13 protein-coding genes are annotated in these 19,994 nt (G+C 42.1%); 5 read left to right on the top strand and 8 right to left on the bottom strand.

The genetic code is table 11. The features are described from left to right. Positions 1-53: 53 nt before the first annotated feature. The 5 genes from ppsA to MKY14_RS06405 form a co-directional block, all read right to left on the bottom strand. On the bottom strand, positions 54-2,669 hold the full coding sequence (gene ppsA, locus MKY14_RS06425) for a phosphoenolpyruvate synthase (RefSeq protein ID WP_340976006.1): 2,616 nt from the start codon (positions 2,667-2,669) through the stop codon (positions 54-56). 285 nt (positions 2,670-2,954) lie between these two features. Then, positions 2,955-5,606 carry an endo-beta-N-acetylglucosaminidase gene (locus tag MKY14_RS06420; protein ID WP_340976005.1) on the bottom strand — a complete coding sequence of 884 codons (2,652 nt, stop codon included), beginning with the start codon at positions 5,604-5,606 and terminating at the stop codon, positions 2,955-2,957. A gap of 227 nt (positions 5,607-5,833) precedes the next feature. After that, on the bottom strand, positions 5,834-6,757 hold the full coding sequence (locus MKY14_RS06415; RefSeq protein WP_340976003.1) for a phosphotransferase family protein: 924 nt from the start codon (positions 6,755-6,757) through the stop codon (positions 5,834-5,836). Positions 6,758-6,864: 107 nt separating this feature from the next. Beyond that, positions 6,865-7,938 (bottom strand): phosphotransferase enzyme family protein, encoded by a 1,074-nt coding sequence (locus MKY14_RS06410; protein WP_340395685.1) that lies wholly within the window; start codon positions 7,936-7,938, stop codon positions 6,865-6,867. Positions 7,939-8,038: 100 nt separating this feature from the next. After that, positions 8,039-8,953: an ArsR/SmtB family transcription factor gene (locus MKY14_RS06405; RefSeq protein ID WP_076303709.1), complete on the bottom strand. Its 915-nt coding sequence runs from the start codon at positions 8,951-8,953 to the stop codon at positions 8,039-8,041. Positions 8,954-9,127: 174 nt separating this feature from the next. On the opposite strand from MKY14_RS06405, the gene MKY14_RS06400 reads away from it, so the two are divergent. Continuing rightward, a complete protein-coding gene (locus MKY14_RS06400) occupies positions 9,128-10,624 on the top strand; it encodes a glycoside hydrolase family 43 protein (RefSeq protein WP_076303710.1) in 1,497 nt (498 codons plus the stop codon). A 116-nt stretch (positions 10,625-10,740) separates the two neighbouring features. On the opposite strand, the gene MKY14_RS06395 is transcribed toward MKY14_RS06400, so the two are convergent. Further along, positions 10,741-11,592 carry an aldo/keto reductase gene (locus MKY14_RS06395; RefSeq protein ID WP_076281834.1) on the bottom strand — a complete coding sequence of 284 codons (852 nt, stop codon included), beginning with the start codon at positions 11,590-11,592 and terminating at the stop codon, positions 10,741-10,743. Positions 11,593-11,628: 36 nt separating this feature from the next. Next, positions 11,629-12,594: an aldo/keto reductase gene (locus MKY14_RS06390; RefSeq protein ID WP_076303711.1), complete on the bottom strand. Its 966-nt coding sequence runs from the start codon at positions 12,592-12,594 to the stop codon at positions 11,629-11,631. 325 nt (positions 12,595-12,919) lie between these two features. Between MKY14_RS06390 and MKY14_RS06385 the strand changes: the two genes are divergently transcribed. The 4 genes from MKY14_RS06385 to MKY14_RS06370 all read left to right on the top strand — a co-directional run bounded on the left by MKY14_RS06385 (position 12,920) and on the right by MKY14_RS06370 (position 18,277). Further along, complete coding sequence (locus MKY14_RS06385) at positions 12,920-13,594, top strand: response regulator transcription factor (RefSeq protein ID WP_036677195.1); 675 nt, start codon at positions 12,920-12,922, stop codon at positions 13,592-13,594. Then, a complete protein-coding gene (locus MKY14_RS06380) occupies positions 13,591-14,646 on the top strand; it encodes a HAMP domain-containing sensor histidine kinase (RefSeq protein ID WP_081383288.1) in 1,056 nt (351 codons plus the stop codon). The genes MKY14_RS06385 and MKY14_RS06380 overlap by 4 nt, the downstream gene beginning before the upstream one ends. Before the next feature lie 119 nt (positions 14,647-14,765). Next, positions 14,766-16,517 (top strand): ABC transporter ATP-binding protein, encoded by a 1,752-nt coding sequence (locus MKY14_RS06375; RefSeq protein WP_076130605.1) that lies wholly within the window; start codon positions 14,766-14,768, stop codon positions 16,515-16,517. After that, a complete protein-coding gene (locus MKY14_RS06370) occupies positions 16,517-18,277 on the top strand; it encodes an ABC transporter ATP-binding protein (protein WP_036677200.1) in 1,761 nt (586 codons plus the stop codon). The genes MKY14_RS06375 and MKY14_RS06370 overlap by 1 nt, the downstream gene beginning before the upstream one ends. A gap of 102 nt (positions 18,278-18,379) precedes the next feature. Here the strand turns inward: MKY14_RS06370 and MKY14_RS06365 are convergent, their stop codons facing one another. Further along, positions 18,380-19,942: an ABC transporter substrate-binding protein gene (locus tag MKY14_RS06365; RefSeq protein ID WP_076303712.1), complete on the bottom strand. Its 1,563-nt coding sequence runs from the start codon at positions 19,940-19,942 to the stop codon at positions 18,380-18,382. Between the last annotated feature and the right edge of the window lie 52 nt (positions 19,943-19,994).

The following is a 19,994-nucleotide window of genomic DNA, read 5'->3' as shown; positions in this document are numbered from 1 at the left end:
TTAAAAATAATTCAAAAGCTTGAATTTGTCAAACCACATTCGTGAATCAGCCATTACAATATCTCGATATAGCCTTCTGTTCCATGCACACGAATTCGTTGCCCGTCTTTTATCAATTTGGTAGCATTCTCCACGCCGACAACTGCTGGCAAGCCATATTCACGCGCAATAACTGCCCCATGGGTCATGAGTCCACCAACTTCAGTAACTAGGCCTTTTACAGATACAAACAATGGAGTCCAGCTAGGGTCAGTAAATAAGGTAACTAATATATCTCCGTTTTCCAGATCAGCATCCTCCATGTTTAAGATGACACGCGCACGTCCCTCTATAACACCGGAAGAAACCGCTAAACCTACAATAGCTTCAGTTGGGAGGTTTTCTCGTTTATACTTCCCCGCAATGATTTCACCATCAGACGTAATAACACGTGGTGGAGTTAGTTTTTCAAATAATTTGTACTCTTCTTTGCGTTTGCTAATGATCTGGTAATCCAATTTATTTGTGCTTACAACTTCGCATAGTTCTTCAAAAGTGAGGTAGTATATATCTCCTTTTTCAGGAATAACTCCCGCTTGTACTAGTTGTTCTGCTTCTTTCAGTAAAGCTTGTTTATAAACGAAGTAGCGATTAACCATGCCGTATTTTGGGTATTCTCTAAACCCGCTGAAATTGCGGATGAGATCAATCATTCGTTTTGTTTCATTCGCTTTTTGTTCACCATCGGGTAATTGCTTCAATCGATCTAATAGCTCTTGTTCTTTTTTCAAAGCTTCCTGTCGACCTTGCTCAAATTTCCGATGGCCAGCATTAGGTTTAAAGTTTTTGATATTACTGAGAATCATGGGGACAAGTGTAGTTGGCTTTTCGCTCCAACGAGTTCTTGTAAGATCGATTTCTCCGGTACATCGCATTCCGTATTTACTGAGATAGTCATAGAAAGCGTCTTGGGTTTCCTGCCCACCCTCAAAGCTAACCAGTTCATTTAAGAAATTTTCATCTTTAACCTGCTGTAAGTAATCAATGACTTCCGGATAAGGCCGAATCACATCAGCGAGATTGAGTAGCGCCAGACCCATTTCTGAAGTTATATTGCCTTGTACAGATTGAGAAAGCGTATCCGCTGCGTTTTTTTCACCCAACCACTCATTTATTTTTTCATTGATCCACGCTGAAGCATCCATAGCCGCCATAATCACACGCATACTTTGTGGGTTGAATAGAATCTTCTTTAATTGCTGCATATCTTCCAGAATAAAATCAAACAACTCCGCCCCTGATTTGGTTTGAATGATTTGTTGCAACTCTTCTATCGAGGCTTGGTTGCTCTTAATGAGGTCAAAAACGATTGTCGGATCATTTTCGAGTTGTACTTGAGAATCACTAGGTGGCAGGCTTGTATTGCTTTTACTCGGAGTAGAAGCTTTTTCATTATCTGCCGAGAATTTTATAAAATCTTCTCGCTCTACGATGGTTATGAGTGCGTCTTTTATGAGGGGATCAGATTTACCTAAGGCTTCTATGATCATTTCTCTGCTGCCAGATGAAGCAAGACTTGGTGTGACATCAACAAACAATCTTCCGCCAGCTGTACGCATAGGTGCAGGAGTCGTTAACAGGTAAAAAGCCAATCCCAGCGGTTTCATGGGATCTGTCATCATTTGTTGATGACCAACAGATACATAAACGTGGTTTTCTTGATCATTCGCTTCTGGGATGGGGAATAAAGTCGTGATTGGCCGACTCTGGACGATATAAAATGTATCCTCGGCCAAACACCATTCGATATCTTGTGGGCAACCAAAATAAGCTTCAATCTGTCTGCCTATCCTTGCTAATTGTAAAATTTGTTGTTCAGTAAGTGTTTGAGTCTCTTGCTGATCGAGTTCGATCTGCCGGGTCTCTGTTCCGCCTTCTTTTAGTCCGTAAATAGCCAATTTTTTGGTCGCTATTCTCTTATCGACAATTTTCTCTTGCTGTACTTTATAACTATCGGCAGATACCAAGCCAGAGACCAGAGCTTCGCCAAGTCCAAAACTGGCATCGATGGATAGCAGTTTCCGGTTAGAAGTAATCGGATCAGCGGTAAATAAAATCCCTGAAGCCTGTGGAAAAACCATCCTTTGAACGATAACGGATAAATAAACTTGACTGTGGTCAAATCCATTTTGCATACGGTAGATTACGGCACGATCCGTAAATAGAGAAGCCCAACATTTGCTGATATGCTGAAGGATTGCTTCTATGCCGATGATGTTTAAATAGGTATCTTGTTGACCTGCAAAAGAGGCATGTGGTAAATCTTCTGCGGTCGCACTAGAACGCACTGCATAAGCATGTTCATCACCCAGCTGGGTGAGATAGAGAGAAACTGCCTTCACAACATCGGAAGGAATTTCTGTTTCCATAATGATTTGCCGAATCTTCCTACTGATTTCACCGATTTGATCTCGATCTTCTACTTTTAGCATAGTTAGTTGATCCAACAAAGCATGATACGTTTGGTTCTGTTCGAGGGCTTGGTGATATCCTACTGTTGTAATACAGAATCCTTCTGGTACTTGTATTCCTTCTATTTGTGATAGTTTCCCTAAATTTAACCCTTTTCCGCCAACGAGCAAAAGCTGTGTATTGTCCACTTCCTGAAAACCGAGAACTAAAGAACGCATTTATTATCGCTCCTAACTATTAAATTGAGAAAAAAATTGACAAGAATTTAATGGCATGATAAACTAAATATATAAGATGCAATTATTATGCCTAACTATATAATTTCAGTCGTGAGTTGATTATATCATCGTGTCTTTTCATATGCAATATATAAGAATCTGATGAGATAAATCAGGTTCTTTTTTTGATTTCAGCTATCATTAATGTTAAAACAAATAAACCGTAGCCCCTCAAGTGGCCTACGGTTTATTTGTTTTAATATTAGAATGACGTAATAAGGTATATTATAATCCCTTCACTTCAAACTCATAGATTCGCGCTGCCGTATCGGCTCCCTGCGTAGGTTTGAGAATCAATAATTTTACATAGCGGGCTTTTACTAACGCAATTGAATCAGTCGACTCGGCAGCCGAGTTTCCTTGGACGTTGACGACATCCGTCCAGTTCGTTCCGTCGCTGCTGACCTGAATCGTATAATCACTGGTATTAAAACCGGACCACTCTCCTCCGCTCTCAGCATGCTTGATGACAAAAGCGCTGAGTTGATGTTCGGCGCCGAGGTCGACCTGAAGCCAATGGGGCAGATTGCCAATTGCGCACCATTTACTGTTATCCGTCACTTTACCATCTACGGCGTTAGGTGCCCCTTCCTTTTCCCCGCAGGCATGATCGGCTGTTGCAGTTTTACCAAGTGCCAGATTTTTCACTGCTCCAGCTTCCTTACTCACTGTGATAAGCGCTTTTTGCGTAATTGTGTCTTGGCCCGAGCTGTTAGTTGCAGTCAGCGTCACACTATAAACGCCTTCCTGAGCGAACGTCACAACTGGGTTCTTTGATGTGCTGACCGCGGGGCTTCCGCTTTCGAAGGTCCATGACCATCCTTCTGTCACTTCAGTCGACAGGTCGGTGAAGTTTACGCTCTCGCCTGGAGCGACTAGGGTTCGATCAGTTTTGAACTCCGCAGTCGGCTTTGGATAATCCGGCCAGCTGATCTTCACGCTAGAGGATTGACCTTGCTCGTATCTTCCATTGACGGCAACAACCTTCAATACTGTGATAGTTTCTTTGTCTATTCTTCGCATCTCAGGAACGTAAAACACATGATTTGGTGTTGCACCTATGAACATCTCACTGCCATCTGGAAGCACTCGATAGATTTCGTATTGCTTGACCTGTTGGTCAAGCTGTTTCCACTGTAATCTGGCATCTCCATAAATACCATTGCGAAAATCAGTTTGAGTGACCTTAAGATCGCGAACCGCGGGTAGTGGTTTGATCGGGTCATTAGCATTTTGAATGGAGAGCTGGCCAATTTGAATGTTGTAATTATTAATCGCATTCTTAGAATCAAAATACAGTGACAACGCTACGATCCGTTTCCCTTTGTATGGGGTCAAATTCAATGTTTCAGTTGTCCAGTCTGGCGATGTCTTATCCTTCACATTAAGGAAGATATTTTGATCGGGCTGATCTGCGAATGAAAGACCAACCTTCAGGCTTGGCTTATTTTGTGTTTTGTACGTAATAGACAGCTTTGTGCTTGCTTCGATCTTAAGGTTGGTCTTGTAGAGCTTCAGATGTGTCGCATTGTTAGGGTTCAGTACGCCTGATACCATCAACGAACTGCCGCCGTAATAGGCATCGGACCAATCGAGCACTGGTGAAAGCGGGGTACCTTTGCTGTCTGCAATCCAACGCCAGGAGGGAAGAATATCCTGCAGACTCCGGTTGTTCCAGCTTTTATCCCGCACCTGCTTCCCTCTTACAAAATATTTCTGTCCGCTTCCCGTGTTGAAGTTGGTGGTGAAAGGCAGCTCATTGATTGGTGATGATTCGATCACATCGTTAGCGATACCTTTCCAGGCTTGATCGCTCGAGGTGTTACTCGGATTCCCGTTTGGACCCACCCAAAATTTGTTCTCGCGTACGAAGAAATCTTCCATACTCTCTGCGCTGTTAAAAGCCCAATCGGGGCGGTAAATACCAAGGGAAGTAACGGCAGGATCTTTATCCGGAAACAACAGATTCCAGTTCACCTTTGTATCGTAACCCTTGGCTTCGACATCGATGCCTGCATACAAGTCATAAGGACTTCTGCCCAAGCTTCTAGCCTTCTCTGCCGAGCTTTTAAGATCCTTCCACCAAAAGTTCAGGAACATATTGTCTGTTATTTGCTTTTTATTGTCTTGCAGGAACATCGCATTCTTGTCGTTAAGTGCATTTTGCCAACTAATCCTGCCCTCATTGGTCATGGAATCATACCATACGATGTGCATAGAATTTGACTTGTGCGATTCCAGATAACTTAGGAAAGCTTTCATTTGCTGTGCGTCAGCCGGCGTTCCGCCCTCAGTCTCCTGGTTAATAAACCAGCCGTCAAATCCGTAATGGCTCGCAACCTGGATCAACTTGTCAGCAGCAGGAAAGGATCCGTCACTATTCTGCTGAAGCATCTGCTTGACCCATTCATACTTCCCGCCATATACGGTTGGTGGGAAGAACACCGTTCCGATGATCGGCACGCCATTTTTATGAGCCGCGTCGATCGTATCAGCGCTTGGAGGTACGATGATCCCTTCGCCCGCGGAACCACCCCAATAGACCAGCTTGTCAACATATTGCCAATAGGTAAATGTGTTAGCTTCGAATTTGCTTGAACCCTGCGATGGAACTCCGCTTGTTCCCGGGTTCAGTGCTGATAAAGCCATGACTTTTGGCGCTTTGGTTGCATGAGCGTTGACTCCATCTGCTACAAAACGGTCCTGCAGCGGGACTGTGCTCCGGTTAAATGCCGCATCCGGGTCGGATGCCGGACTCCACTGAAGCAATTGCTCCGGAAACCAATAGGATGAATAAGGCTGTTTCGCGAACGCAGTTGTGGATAAGGCTGCGCACATCACAAGTAAGAATATAAAACCTGCCCCAATCTTTTTCATGCCATACTCCTCCAATCGATTGATTAAATGATTGCGCTTTCATTTTATCAAGTTGGACAAAGCTATAGATAGTGGATTAATGGCAAGTTCAGGTGCATTTATTACAGGTTGTCAGCCTAGGCTATAATCCCAGTGGAGAATTTGCTCCTAGAAATTTGATATTTATATACAAAAAGCCGCAATTATGCGGCTATTAAATGTATAGGATAAGGTAAAGTGTTCAGTTATTACACTTTTAGGTTTAAAAGAAAATGCCGTGTGTCCTGATAAGCCTCTGTCCAGCCCATCTTAGCATAGAATCGAAGTCCATCGAGTCCCTTAAAATAATAGGCACCGATTAGCCGCTCCTCAAAATTCGGGGTTACTATTATAGCTTTCTTTTGATAATTTTGATACGTGTTAATGACATCACACCAAGGCATATGCTTGTCGAGAACCGCAAGGTCTATGAGAGAATCGCCATACATGTAATTACCATCAATAATGCCGGTTATCCGTGTTCCGTTGGACAACATATTCCACTGTTGAAAATCTCCGTGTATAAAGCTTCTATTAGATTCATTATAGGGTACGTAGGTCATCAAACGACTATAGATTTCTTCGTATACGTCTCTTTCCAAGCAAGACGTGCGGAAGAGTTCATGCCAATTTTCCCAGAATGTCCCCGTCTGATCTTCCGCATTTACGGCAATGACGAAGTCTTTCCAAGATGAATAGGAACCATTGCCGTCAGGTCCGATCCAACCATAACCGTTAGTTCCCCCAATATCCGTTTCGGCCATTCTTGTTAAAATGCCGATAATTTCCGGCATCAGACGGGTTTGTTCCTCTGCTGTACAATCGGATAGATTGCGACCTTCCATTCGCTCCATGATCAAATAGGTTAACTGATTAGTCCTCCCTAACCCCAAACATTTTGGGAAAGGGATACCTTGGTCGAGTAGCAAATTAGATACAAATTGTTCGGTCTCATATGCTCGTTCCAAATCGCTGAATTTCACAACATAGTCTTTTCCTTCTAAAATAAAAGAAAACACGTTGCTTATATTGCCGCCAGACAACGGTGTAATCTCAGCCGCTCCCTGTCCAAGATGATTCCACAGTACTTTTTCAATTTCACTCATGGTCAATTCCGGTTTTTCGTAAGCCATATTTACTCCAACTCCTGCTTATTTGAGTCTACATATGAATTTATCCGCAGCATATCAAAAACACCCCATATGTATTTTATCCGCAGCATATCAAAAACACCCTCATCCTAAATATCTCGTTTCTCATACTCAAAGGGTTCATCACATGAGTAAATTTCATGGAAAAATCCTACATATGGGATATCGTCTTCTAGACATTTTATACGATATGACAGCTCTTCATCGCATTCCGGGTCTTCACCATTGTTCCGCATTACCTCGAATGCATCAACGATGTTTTCCATGAGGGTTACTTGGATAAACAATGGCAATGTGTCTAACATCGAATCTTCGATCCTGGTCTCGGATCTGTAGCCATCAAGGACTGTTTTAAAATAATCATCCATAAACTGTTTGCGTTTATCAGTGTCTTGTTCAAATTGTATCCAGCCCACTCCAAGTGTCCAGAGATTTGCCAGGTCATACATATACCAACAAAAGCAGGAGTTATCGAAATCAAAAACAGTTATTTGCCCTGTATCAAAATCGATCATATAATTCCCATCGCAGTAATCAAAATGAACCATCCCAAAAGACTCGTGATTCCTGTCCATCCCTTCTAAGGTTGTTAAGAGATCTACCAGTTTCTCTTTCAACAGAGATAACGAGTCAGGTATTAGCTTATCTATATAATCGGCATTGTATTTATCAAAAAAATAATACCGGGAATGGACAGGTGTATAACCCTTCGATAATTGATGCATTTTTCCAAGAACTTTGCCACAGTTATAATAGTATTCCGTAATAGGAACGCCTTCCCGATACTGATAATTATTTTCCGCGAGCATACCCCCCTTGGCCTTTTCAAACAAGCAGACAAAAAAGGTATGATTATTAAGAGTTATCGTTTCCAGCAGATTCCCCTTCTGGGAGTTGACCACATTCGAAACACTGCCTCCATGCTCGTACAAATACCTGATATATTCCACTTCACCCAAAATATCTTCTCGGCTTCTGTCACTTAAGAAGGCAATTCTGATTATTTTTGCTTCAGAATCAGCTTTATCACAGTTATATGCGACATTCCGTCCTCCTTCATGTGCATTGATAAGCCTGATTTCATAACCTTCCAATCCGTACAATTCATTCACTAATGGAAGTAAGTGTGTATCAGCGATTTTAATAACCTCGTTATAATTCAGAATATCTCTCCTCTCAACTTCTTCAATATATGGATAGTTTACCAGCTCCAGCTGATAAACTGGATGGAGAAAACAACTATAACTGAACTATCCTGCTTCATTAGGTCATCGTTCCTAGGTACACACGAATTAAAATATCTTGGTCATGGTTACCGAATCCAGCCCCATAAAGTGTCAAACCACCAACATTAACAGCCTTCTCGTCAACTGCGAACCGAAGCGTCCAGAATTGTTCCCGTAGCAAAATATCTGCGACAGTAATGTCCGACATCCTTTCTTCATCAATAAATGTGCCCGAAGTGTCAATGCGGAGCGTCTTCAATAACCCGTATTGATTTACATTCCGATGCCACCAATCCGGAGTATATATGCCTCGTGCCGCTCTTCCAAAGTCTGCCGGACTGGTCCAAGTTCCAAGCTTCACACCGTTAAAAAAGAACTCAATATCCGAAGGCCAATGATCTTTCAAGCCTGGCGCTTCAGAAGCAATTTCCATTGAAATCTCGATGGCCTCGGGCATTTGACCGGGAAGTAAGTAGTTAGGCGTTTTGTACTCTACGTAACCTCTCCCAAACCACAAAATGCCGGCGTTGACCCGCTCGGGATCGAGAAAATAGCGGGGATCGTCCCAAACCCCAATCTCTTTCTCTTGTGTCCCAAGACCACATGTAGGATGGACATCAAACGAGGTATAATGACCGACTGAAATGCTCTGCTCTCTGATCCTCGGAGTTTGAGTGGCAGTGGGGAGTTCGATTTCAACTCTTTTTTGTTTAAGGAAGCACATTTTGTGTGTTCCTCCGTTTAGGCGTATCCTGTGACTTCCTGTAAGTCCAGCTTGTTCGAGCTTTCGGATATGCATAGTAACTATGGAAGGGCTAAGCTCTAACTTAGCCGCGATCTCCTTCACATTCATTTCATTATCTGCAATGAGGCTCATAATCCTCCATCTGACTTCGCTTGCCAGCGCTTCATACAACGACATGAATTTTGCTTCGCCGTTTGCTTTGATCATCATCATAATCACCTGACCTGTGCTTATTGAAATTACATATATATTAATTTAATAAATATAACGTATATCTTCAACCCCGATTCATTGAAAACCTATAAGCAATAGTGTTTAATTTTCTTAGTAGTTAAATATATTGAATTCTTATTTATATGAATTTATTAATGAGGTGGAGAAATGAAATACAATAACCCGGTCATCAAAGGGTTTTATCCTGATCCCAGCGCATGTAAAGTTGAAGACACTTATTATTTGGTCTGCAGTTCCTTTCAGTATTTTCCCGGTGTTCCGATTTTTGAAAGCAAAGATTTAATTAATTGGACCCAAATCGGTCATTGCTTAACCCGAAAGAACCAGATTCAACTGGATACTGTGGACAGCTCCGGTGGTGTATTCGCCCCCACCCTGCGGTACAATAATGGACGATTCTACATGACGACCACTAATGACACTCTGCGCCAGAACTTCTATGTCTGGACTGACAATATTTACGGCGAATGGTCTGATCCGATTAATGTAGATCAAGGCGGTATTGATCCGGATTTGTATTTTGAAGACGGCAAAACGTATTTCATGAGTAATGGGACAGACGATTACGGAGTTAATGGTATAGTCCAATGTGAAATTGAAATTGAAACTGGGCAGAAGCTGTCGCCAAGCCGTTCAATCTGGCAAGGATCCGGTGGGCGTTATTTGGAGAGTCCTCATTTATACAAAATTAATGGACAATACTATCTGCTAGCTGCTGAGGGTGGAACCGAATATGGGCATATGGTTACTTATGCAAGGGGCAATTCTCCTACTGGCCCATTCGAAGCCTACCCGCATAACCCCGTATTGACTAATCGAAATTTAGGCGGTTACGAGCTTCAGGGAGTTGGACATGGAGATTTGGTACAAGACCATGAGGGGGATTGGTGGCTGTTACATCTTGGATTCCGGCAGACTGGCCAGTATCTTACCTATCACCATTTGGGGCGCGAGGTTTTTCTAACTCCGATTACCTTTGGCGAGGATGGATGGTTTACAGCAGGTCATGAAGGTACCACACTTATAAGTTTCGAGACTGATCGTATTGCGGACACAGTCATTCAGCAGGAGAAAAGAGTCTTTACGTTCGAGAACACAGATTGGAATTTAGACTGGTGTTACCTGCGTCACCCGGTTACAGAAAATTATCGGTTAGAAGCTGATAAAATAAAGCTTAAAGGAACTGCAGTTACGTTAGATATCCCGGCTACTCCGACATTTATTGGTATTCGTCAAAAAGATTTTAACGCAATTATTTCGTGCCAAGTCAGCCTTACGAATGGTGAAGCCGGAATTACACTTTACATGGACGAAAATCACCATTATGATTTGGCCTTGCGTAAACATCCAGAGGGTTATGAGATTATCGAACGGCTGAATATCGGAGATATCAAATCCATTGAAAAAACAAAAAATATAGGTCAGTGCAACCATGCTTCATTAGTTGTCAAAAGCAGTCCAACGCATTATCAATTTTATATCCAGGTAGACGGTATTGAGATCTTACTCGGAGCTGCGCAAACCAAATATCTATCCTCTGAAATAGCCGGAGGATTCACAGGTGTGCTTATTGGTTTGTACGCCACTGGAGAAGATCAAGATTATAATGCGATATTCACAAGCTTTAGCTGCCTTTATTCTTAAACCTTCAAATTAAAATGAACTGTTCAAGGCTAAGGGTCTTATAAATAAAAGAGGGGTTAACCCCTTAATTATGGTTAACCCCTCTTTTATCAAAACCAACAAGATCCTAAGAAAAATTAGATATCCAGCTTCCTTGTACTTAACGCTTTTACCATTACAGGATCTCTATGTGAAAAGAACAAGCTCTCTTTTGTGTCTAACAGCGCAATTTGTTCTATATCCTCTGAGTTTAATTCAAAGTCAAAGATATTAAAGTTTTCAATTATTCTTTCTTTCCGGACAGACTTTGGAATCACAACAACTCCTCTTTGCGTCAACCAGCGTAAAACCACTTGGGCAACAGATTTATTATATTTTTGGGCTATTGATACTAAAACTTCGTTCTGAAACATGTTGTTTTTACCTTCAGCAAATGGACCCCATGATTCAATCTGAACATTGTTTTCTTTCATGAATGCAGCACTTTCAATTTGTTGGCAGAATGGATGTGTCTCAACTTGATTAACTGCAGGAGTTACTTCATTATGAATAATCAAATCAATCAGACGATCGTTCTGGAAGTTACTTACGCCAATCGCTCTGATTTTTCCTTCACGGTACAATTCCTCCAGCGCCCGCCAAGAACCATGCACATCGCCAAATGGCTGATGAATTAAATACAAATCCAAATAATCAAGTTGCAATCTTGAAAGGGATTTTTCAAATGCTTCCTTTGTACGTTCGTATCCTGTATCTTGAACCCATAATTTCGTAGTAATAAATAGATCCTCTCTTGGTACTCCACTCCGTTTGAGGGCTCTTCCCACCGCTTCTTCGTTTAGGTATGAGGCTGCGGTATCTATCAGTCGATAACCTGACATGATCGCATCGTAAACAGCTTGTTCACATTCAGCTTCATCATGAATTTGAAAAACCCCAAAACCAAGTATCGGCATTTCAACACCATTGTTCAAAATAACTTTTTGCATAAAAAATCCTCCTATTAGTTGATGATATAGCTCTATTTAAAAGTGTGAACTATCAATATCCAGTTTTGACAAAGCTTCATTTAGACTATCTACATCTTCCTTTGTTAATTTGAGATCAGCTCCATATAGGTTTTCTTCTAATCTGTTTAATTTTGTAGTGCCTGGAATTGGAATGATATATGGTTTTTGAGCTAATTCCCACGCGAGTACGACTTGAGCTGGTGTTGCATTTTTGCTTTTTGCAACTTGAGTAATTAAATCTAATAACACTTGATTATGATCAATCACATCAGGTTTGAATCTTCCCATGAAACTTCGATAGTCACCTTCATCATATTTGGTTTCCTTGGTATATTTACCACTTAAGAAACCATTTCCTAATGGACTGTAAGCGATAAAAGCAATTCCTAACTCTTCACAAAGCTCAAACAACTCTTTTTCCGGTTCACGCCACATCATGGAGTACTGATTTTGGGTTGCAGTAATCGAACATACAGCATGTGCACGTTTCATATAATCAATCGGTGCATTAGAGACTCCCCATGTTTTAATCTTCCCTTCAGCTATTAAATCTTTCATTGTTTCTGCGACAGCTTCAGGTTCGACATTCGGATCCACTCGGTGCTGATAATATAAATCAATGCAATTGACCTCCAACCTTTTTAATGAGCCTTCTATTTGTTCACGAATAGAATCTGGTGTGCTATTCAAAATAAGTTGAGGTTGACCGTCTACAGCTTCTTGTCCTAAAATTCCAAATTTAGTTGCAATCACAACTTGATCTCTTAGTGGTGCAAGGGCTTCGCCTACTAATTCCTCATTGGAATCTCCATAAAAAGCAGCAGTATCAAAGAAATTACATCCTAGTTCAACTGCTCTGCGAATTAATTTAACCATTTCATTACGATCGGCTGGCTTTCCATAGGCATGATCCATTCCCATACAGCCAAGCCCTATTGCCGAAACTTCCAAGCCACTATTTCCTAATTTACGCATTTGCATCTGTGATCTTCCTTTCGCATGAAGTTCAGTCAAAGTTCAACGTTCAAGTAAGCTGCATTATTGTTCAGCACGTTAATCCAGCTAAATTAGTTTGGGTACTATTTTAGTATGCAACAATTTTTCACAAAACAGATATCATAATAGTATTAAATCATTGCCTATTCCTCTCATTTCATTGAATCCTCCCTATGTATGAGTCACTTTATATCGACTACAAGGATTTCAAACCAAATCTTAAGATTAGATAAATATTGATTCTGCTCCCTTTAAAACAAATTCCCCACAGGTAATAATGGATACAAACCTACTATTGGAGTGAACAGTAATGATTAACATACTCGTAGTTGAAGATGATAAGCATGTAAGAAGACTTCTTGAAGCTGTTCTGAAACGCGAAGGATATGATGTTGTAACTGCTGAAGACGGAGTTAAAGCTTTGGAGGTCCTTGATTCACAGCATATTGATCTAATCATTCTGGATATCATGATGCCTAATATGGATGGTTATGAATTCGCCAAGGAAGTAAGAGATGCCGATAGCTTGGTCCCCATTCTTATGGCTACAGCAAAACAGCTGCCTGAAGATAAGAAAAAGGGGTTCCGGATTGGAACTGATGATTATATGACCAAACCCATTGATACCGAAGAAATGCTGCTCAGAATCCAAGCACTGCTTCGCCGTTCGCAAATCGCAAGTGCCCGTAAATTAGTAGTGGGTAAAGTGATCCTTGATTATGACGCATTGACAGTAACCCGGGAGGACGAGAAACAAACGCTTCCGCAAAAAGAATTCTATTTGTTGTATAAGTTGTTGTCCTATCCTGAACGGATTTTCACGCGCATCCAGCTTATGGACGAGATATGGGGCATGGAAAGTGAAAGTACGGATACAACCGTTAATGTGCACATCAATCGCCTGCGGAAACGGTTTGACGCTTATCCAGAGTTTGAACTGGTTTCCGTCAGAGGTCTTGGATACAAGGCGGTGCGAAGCCAGTGAGCAAAATAAGTAACAAGCTCAGCAACAGAATCAGCCTTCCCATCTATTTTTCTCTTATCATATTTTTCATCTTTCTTATTACCGTTGTGATTACAGGACTACTCTTCTTTCTCGCACAGGTTTTTGGTTTGTTGAACGAAGAGCTTGCCCAGGATGGATTCGTACTACCCATAATGGTATTAATCGCTTGTACAATTATCGGTACCACGATATCAGCCATCACAAGCCGGAAAATGGTAAAATCCATCCGGATATTTATAGAGGCCACAGAGCGTCTTGCCAGTGGTGACTTCTCCATGCGGCTCCAGCTCAAAAGCCCGCCAGAGTTTGAAATTCTATCAGAGAACTTTAACCGTATGGCTGAAGAGCTTGGGGGTATCGAAATTCTGCGAACTGATTTTGTAAACAATTTTTCCCATGAATTCAAAACACCGATTGTATCTATTAAAGGGTTTGCTGAAGTCTTAAAGAATGATGATCTTACTAAAGAGGAACGTGATGAATATCTAGATATTGTCATTGAGGAATCGACCAGACTTGCCTCCCTTGCTTCGAATGTACTGGAGCTGACGCAGGTTGAGACGCAAAAGATTCTGACAAACAAAATGCGGTTTAATGTTGGGGAACAAATTCGCCAGTCTGTGCTTTTACTGGCTGCCAAATTTGAGAAGAAGCACCTGAAGCTGAATGTTAATATTCAGGATTATGAACTCTCCGGCAATAAAGAGCTTTTAAATCAGGTTTGGTTAAATTTATTGGATAACGCGATCAAATTCACTCCTGAGCATGGTGAAATTGAAGTTAAGATGAAGAAAAACGAAGATAACCTGGTGATTCTAGTTCATGACTGCGGAAGCGGTATTCATCCTGAGGCTCTTCCTAAGATATTCGATAAATTTTATCAGCAGGATACTTCCCACTCGACTGCAGGCAATGGACTTGGATTAGCAATTGTTAAAAAAATCATTCATCTACACCATGGAACCATTTCTTGCGAAAGCATTCCATTACAAGGAACCACATTTACAGTTACGATTCCGATTGGAATGTAGTGCGAGCCCTGGAGAACCTCATCGTTCTTTCAGGGTTTTTTTATTTTTCAGAAAAGTTAACTTTCAGTTTATCTTCTTTCGTTATCATTTAAGCAACGCCACATAAAGGAGTCAGATGTATGGTAACTATACTTAAGTACTTAAAACCGAAGGAATGGGCCCTAATCGGTATCAGCATCCTATTCATTGTCACACAGGTATGGCTGGATCTGGAATTGCCCGGTTATATGAGCGAGATTACTCGTCTTGTACAGATACCAGGGAGTGAAATGAGCGAAATCATTGCAGCCGGAGGCTGGATGTTGCTCTGTGCCCTCGGCAGCTTAGCCACATCAATTATAGTGGCAGGGATCGCCGCTAAAATTGCCGCCAACTTCTCTTCAAGATTACGCTCCAAATTGTTTGATAAGGTACAGTCTTTCTCTATGGAAGAAATCAACAACTTCTCTACAGCTAGTTTAATTACCCGTTCAACAAATGACATTACACAAGTGCAAATGCTGATTGTCATCGGTCTGCAACTGCTGGTGAAGGCTCCCATCCTTGCCGTTTGGGCAATGCTCAAAATTACAGGCAAGAGTTGGCAGTGGTCGCTTGCTACCGGTGTCGCCATTGGGGTATTGATTCTTATTGTCGGCATAGTGATCGTGCTAGTGCTTCCGAAATTCCAAAAATTGCAGCAACTGACTGATAATCTTAATCGTGTTGCAAGAGAGAATCTTACCGGCCTTCGTGTCATTCGTGCGTATAATGCGGAAAGCTACCAGGAAGATAAATTTAGCGTAGCCAACAGCGAGCTTACCCGAACGAATTTATTCGCCAATAATGTACTGTCCATGATGATGCCAAGTATTTCTCTGATTATGAGCGGTTTAAGTCTCGCAATATATTGGATTGGTGCTATTTTGATTCAAAATGCCAATGGTACGGCGAAGATGGGCTTATTTTCAGATATGATTGTCTTCTCATCCTATGCGATGCAGGTGGTTATGGCATTCATGATGCTGATCATGATTTTTATCCTGATGCCTCGTGCCCATGTATCCGCTAAAAGAATCAATGAAGTGCTGGATACTAAGCCAAGCTTAGAGAACGGATCCCTTACTTCCTCCAAGGCAAATCGGTTGGGTGAGGTCGAATTCAAAAATGTCAGCTTTAAATATCCGGATGCAGAAGAATACGTTATTGAAGATATCAGCTTTACGGTGAAAAAAGGAGAAACTGTAGCCTTCATCGGTTCAACCGGATGCGGAAAAAGTACCGTCGTGAACCTGATTCCTCGCTTTTATGATGCTACAGCAGGTGAAGTGTTGGTGGATGGTATTAATGTTAACCAATATGAGCAAACTGCACTGCGCAATAAAATGGGATATGTATCTCAGAAAGCGATTTTGTTTGGCGGCACGGTGAGCTCTAATGTTGCTTTTGGCGATAATGGCAGTGATCTGTCCTCTGATGTTGTTGATGCCATTTACACCTCTCAAGCTTCAGATTTTGTTGAAAAGATGGAAGGAAGCTACGAGGCTCATGTCTCTCAAGGCGGTACGAACTTGTCTGGCGGTCAAAAACAACGTCTTTCCATTGCCCGAGCCATTGCCCGTCGTCCTGAAATATTAATCTTCGACGATTCCTTCTCAGCGCTTGATTATAAGACGGATCGCAAATTGCGAAGTGAATTGAAGAAAAAATCCAGCGGTACAACGATACTAATCGTTGCCCAACGGATCGGTACAATCAAAGATGCAGACAAAATCATTGTACTGGAAGCCGGACGAATGGCAGGCATGGGAACACATGATGAATTGATGCAGACCTGTGATGTCTACCAAGAGATTGCTTACTCACAACTTTCAAAGGAGGAGCTAGCTTAATGAACAAAAGCAAAGAGCAACTCAACACGTGGAGCAAACTTCTCCACTATTGCAGAAAATATATCCCTGTAGTTCTTATAGCTATTATTAGTGCTGCAATCGGTACGGTTCTGACTCTGCTTGGACCGGATAAGCTTTCGGAGATGACAGACTTGATCACGGCCGGCCTCGTCACCGGAATTGATATGGAAGCAGTAACTTCTATCGGCCTTTTCCTTGTATTTATCTATATCCTTAGCGCTGTGTTATCTTTGGTACAAGGATTAATTATGTCCGCAGTTACGCAAAAGGTCTCCAAAAACTTAAGAGCCGATCTCTCACGCAAAATGAACAAACTTCCGATCTCTTATTATAATAATTCTACAACCGGTGACATCCTGTCCCGGGTTACCAACGATGTGGATACGATCGGGCAAGCTTTAAACCAAAGCGTCGGCACACTGGTAACTGCCCTTGCCCTCTTTACGGGATCCATCATCATGATGTTCAAAACAAATGTGATCATGACTATTACGGCGGTTGTTGCAACTATCATTGGCTTTGGCCTCATAGCGGCAATTATGAAAAAATCCCAAAAGTATTTTCAAAGTCAGCAAGAATACTTAGGGAAAATCAATGGCCATGTGGAGGAAGTATATACAGGACATACTGTAGTGAAAGCCTACAATGGTGAATCGCAAATGCGCAATACATTTGAATCCCTGAATATGAATCTTAAAGATAGTGCATTTAAAGCGCAGTTCCTCTCCGGTCTTATGATGCCGATTATGATGTTTATAGGCAATCTAGGTTTTGTGGCCGTTTGTGTAGTTGGTGCTGTACTTGCTATGAACGGAACGATATCCTTTGGGGTCATTGTAGCCTTTATACTGTATGTCCGTTACTTTACACAACCGCTCTCTCAGATTGCTCAAGCCGCACAAAGTCTGCAATCGGCTTCCGCGGCAAGCAAACGTGTCTTTGAGTTCCTCGATGCTGACGAAATGGACAATGAAAGTCATAAAGAAAGACATCTTAAAACTGCTGTGGGCAAAGTTGATTTTGAACATGTGCAATTTGCTTATGAAAATTCAGATAAACTTGTGATTAAAGATTTTTCTGCAGAGATTAAGCCTGGGCAAAAAATTGCTATAGTCGGTCCTACCGGCGCAGGTAAAACTACACTGATAAATCTTCTAATACGGTTTAATGAATTAAAGGGCGGAGAAATATATATTGATGATACCCCCATCAGCAGCTTAACAAGAGAAAACATCCATGATCTATTCTGTATGGTCTTGCAGGACACCTGGCTTTTTGAGGGCACTATCAGGGAAAATCTAGTGTACAACAAAACAGGTGTAACCGATAAAGAAGTTGAAGATGCTTGTAAGTCGGTAGGCTTGCATCATTTCATTCAGACCTTAAGTGCCGGTTATAATACCATACTAAATGACAAAGTTAATTTATCCACGGGCCAAAAGCAACAGCTTACGATCGCCCGCGCGATGCTCAAAAATGCCCCAATGCTCATCCTCGATGAAGCTACAAGCTCAGTCGATACAAGAACAGAGCTCTTGATTCAGCAGGCAATGGATAAGCTCATGGAGGGAAGAACCTCTTTTGTTATTGCGCATAGACTCTCAACCATTAAGAACGCCGATGTGATTCTGGTTCTGAAGGAAGGCGATATCCTGGAAAGCGGCAGCCACGAAGAACTACTTGCCAAAAATGGTTTTTATGCGGAGCTTTATAATAGCCAATTCGACCAAGCCTCTTAAAGCCTAGTTGACACTGTGAATTAAATAACGAAAGTCAAAAGGACCTACTCATTGTTCTTATCCAGAACAATGAGTAGGTCCTTTATTTGCTATGAACACATATCATCTACTGGCAAGGAATTCATCAAGCTGTTTTTGCTTTTCAGCAATGACTTTATCTAGGCCAGCCGATTTTTGGGCGGCGATAAATTTCGGCAATTCTTTGTCCAGATCAACCGAGCCGGTCTCAAGCATCTTTTGATATTCTCTTAGAACGTTTGCTAGTGCTCCGACTTCGGATTTGACTGGCTCGCTGTCAAAGGTGAAGCCCAGTGCCGGCGATGATTTAGCGCCTTCGTTGAACTTTTTGAACTGCTCCCACTTGTCTGGAGCTTCCGAACTCCAGACATAGTTCAGGAATTGATTTCCCAGCTCCCAAGCGACGCCCGGTGCGTACTGTCCTGACTTCTCCGTCTGCGTCATAACATTACCATTAAGTGTAAAGTGTGTACCTTCAATACCGAAGTTAAGCAGATTAATAATCTCTTGATCTGTATGAAGCAGGTTAATCAGCATCATGGCGCGTTCCGGATTCTTAGACGTTGATGAGATGGCTAACATGGCGCCGGTAGTCTCCGATGTGGCGACCGTTTTACCTGTTAAAGTAATTTGGGCAAGCTTGCCATCAAGTCCTGTCGCGGATGCGATTTCCTCTGCTTTGCCTGGCTTGAGAGGCTCTACAGTGGAGAATACGTTGCCAGTCTTATAAGCATCAAGGGATGACGTTTGGGAAGTGGCCGCATCTTTGTTAAGATACCCCTTCTGGAAGAAATCACGGGTTACTTTTAATGCATTTAAGTATTGGGGATACTCTTCGGCCGGTTTGACTGTCGCTTCCGTGCCATTCTTATCGATAGCGCCAGGTATCGTCGTATCACCTAAAAAATCCAATTCCACAAAGGAGTGAGAGGCGAACGTGCCACCCGTTGTATACAGCGGATACATGGTTGGCTTCTTCTCTTTAACGATCTTATAAACAGCATCTAAATCTTCGATTTTTTGCACTTTACTCATGTCGATGCCGAGTTCATCGGCAATGTCCTTCCGGTACACAATGCCCCCTGACGATGCCAATTCTTTATTAGTAGGGACTGCATAATTTTTGCCGCCGATTTTGGAGCCATCGAGAAAAGCTGGATCCAAGCTATCCTTAATGCCCTGGCCATACTGATCGAGCAAGGGACCGAGATCTAAGTAAGCACCTTTGGCAACGTTCTTTGCATACCCGTTCCATGAGGCTGTAAATAGAATGTCTACGGGCTCTCGAGAAGCGATGATGAGGTTAGTCTTATCATCCCATGCTCCCCAATCGATTGGTGCGATATCTACCGTCGCGTTTATTTTTTCGGTCAAGATCTTGTTCAGCGCTTCCTCGACGATAGCCTCGTCCGCCTGTGGAGCTCCTTCGTAGACCAGCTTTAGTTTATAGGGCTCCAGCTTCGAGGGCTCATTGGATGTGTTATCGGTGGTTGAGTTCGCTGATGAGCTCGGTGTGGCGCCTTCTTTTCCGGCATTATCCGGTGTAGCGTTGTTCGAGTTGTTTGAATTGCCGCAAGCCGTAGTGGCTAATGCTGAAATAAGCATCAGTGTAAGAAGCAGTGAAACCTTGCTTTTCGTATCCTTCATTTTCAAGTAATCCCCCCATAAAATAGAATGATATGCTAAACCATATACTGGT

Origin of the sequence: Paenibacillus sp. FSL R5-0887 (assembly GCF_038002305.1) — a bacterium.
GTDB classification, from domain to species: domain Bacteria; phylum Bacillota; class Bacilli; order Paenibacillales; family Paenibacillaceae; genus Paenibacillus_AQ; species Paenibacillus_AQ odorifer.
Note: the sequence above shows the minus strand (reverse complement) of the source record. Positions and strands in the feature narration are given on the sequence as shown.

Excerpts from the sequence above, each read along its gene's own strand:
- ppsA (WP_340976006.1), bottom strand. The coding sequence starts at position 2,669 with ATGCGTTCTTTAGTTCTCGGTTTTCAGGAAGTGGACAATACACAGCTT.
- MKY14_RS06420 (WP_340976005.1), bottom strand. The coding sequence starts at position 5,606 with ATGAAAAAGATTGGGGCAGGTTTTATATTCTTACTTGTGATGTGCGCA.
- MKY14_RS06415 (WP_340976003.1), bottom strand. The coding sequence starts at position 6,757 with ATGGCTTACGAAAAACCGGAATTGACCATGAGTGAAATTGAAAAAGTA.
- MKY14_RS06405 (WP_076303709.1), bottom strand. The coding sequence starts at position 8,953 with ATGATCAAAGCAAACGGCGAAGCAAAATTCATGTCGTTGTATGAAGCG.
- MKY14_RS06400 (WP_076303710.1), top strand. The coding sequence starts at position 9,128 with ATGAAATACAATAACCCGGTCATCAAAGGGTTTTATCCTGATCCCAGC.
- MKY14_RS06395 (WP_076281834.1), bottom strand. The coding sequence starts at position 11,592 with ATGCAAAAAGTTATTTTGAACAATGGTGTTGAAATGCCGATACTTGGT.
- MKY14_RS06390 (WP_076303711.1), bottom strand. The coding sequence starts at position 12,594 with ATGCAAATGCGTAAATTAGGAAATAGTGGCTTGGAAGTTTCGGCAATA.
- MKY14_RS06385 (WP_036677195.1), top strand. The coding sequence starts at position 12,920 with ATGATTAACATACTCGTAGTTGAAGATGATAAGCATGTAAGAAGACTT.
- MKY14_RS06375 (WP_076130605.1), top strand. The coding sequence starts at position 14,766 with ATGGTAACTATACTTAAGTACTTAAAACCGAAGGAATGGGCCCTAATC.
- MKY14_RS06370 (WP_036677200.1), top strand. The coding sequence starts at position 16,517 with ATGAACAAAAGCAAAGAGCAACTCAACACGTGGAGCAAACTTCTCCAC.
- MKY14_RS06365 (WP_076303712.1), bottom strand. The coding sequence starts at position 19,942 with ATGAAGGATACGAAAAGCAAGGTTTCACTGCTTCTTACACTGATGCTT.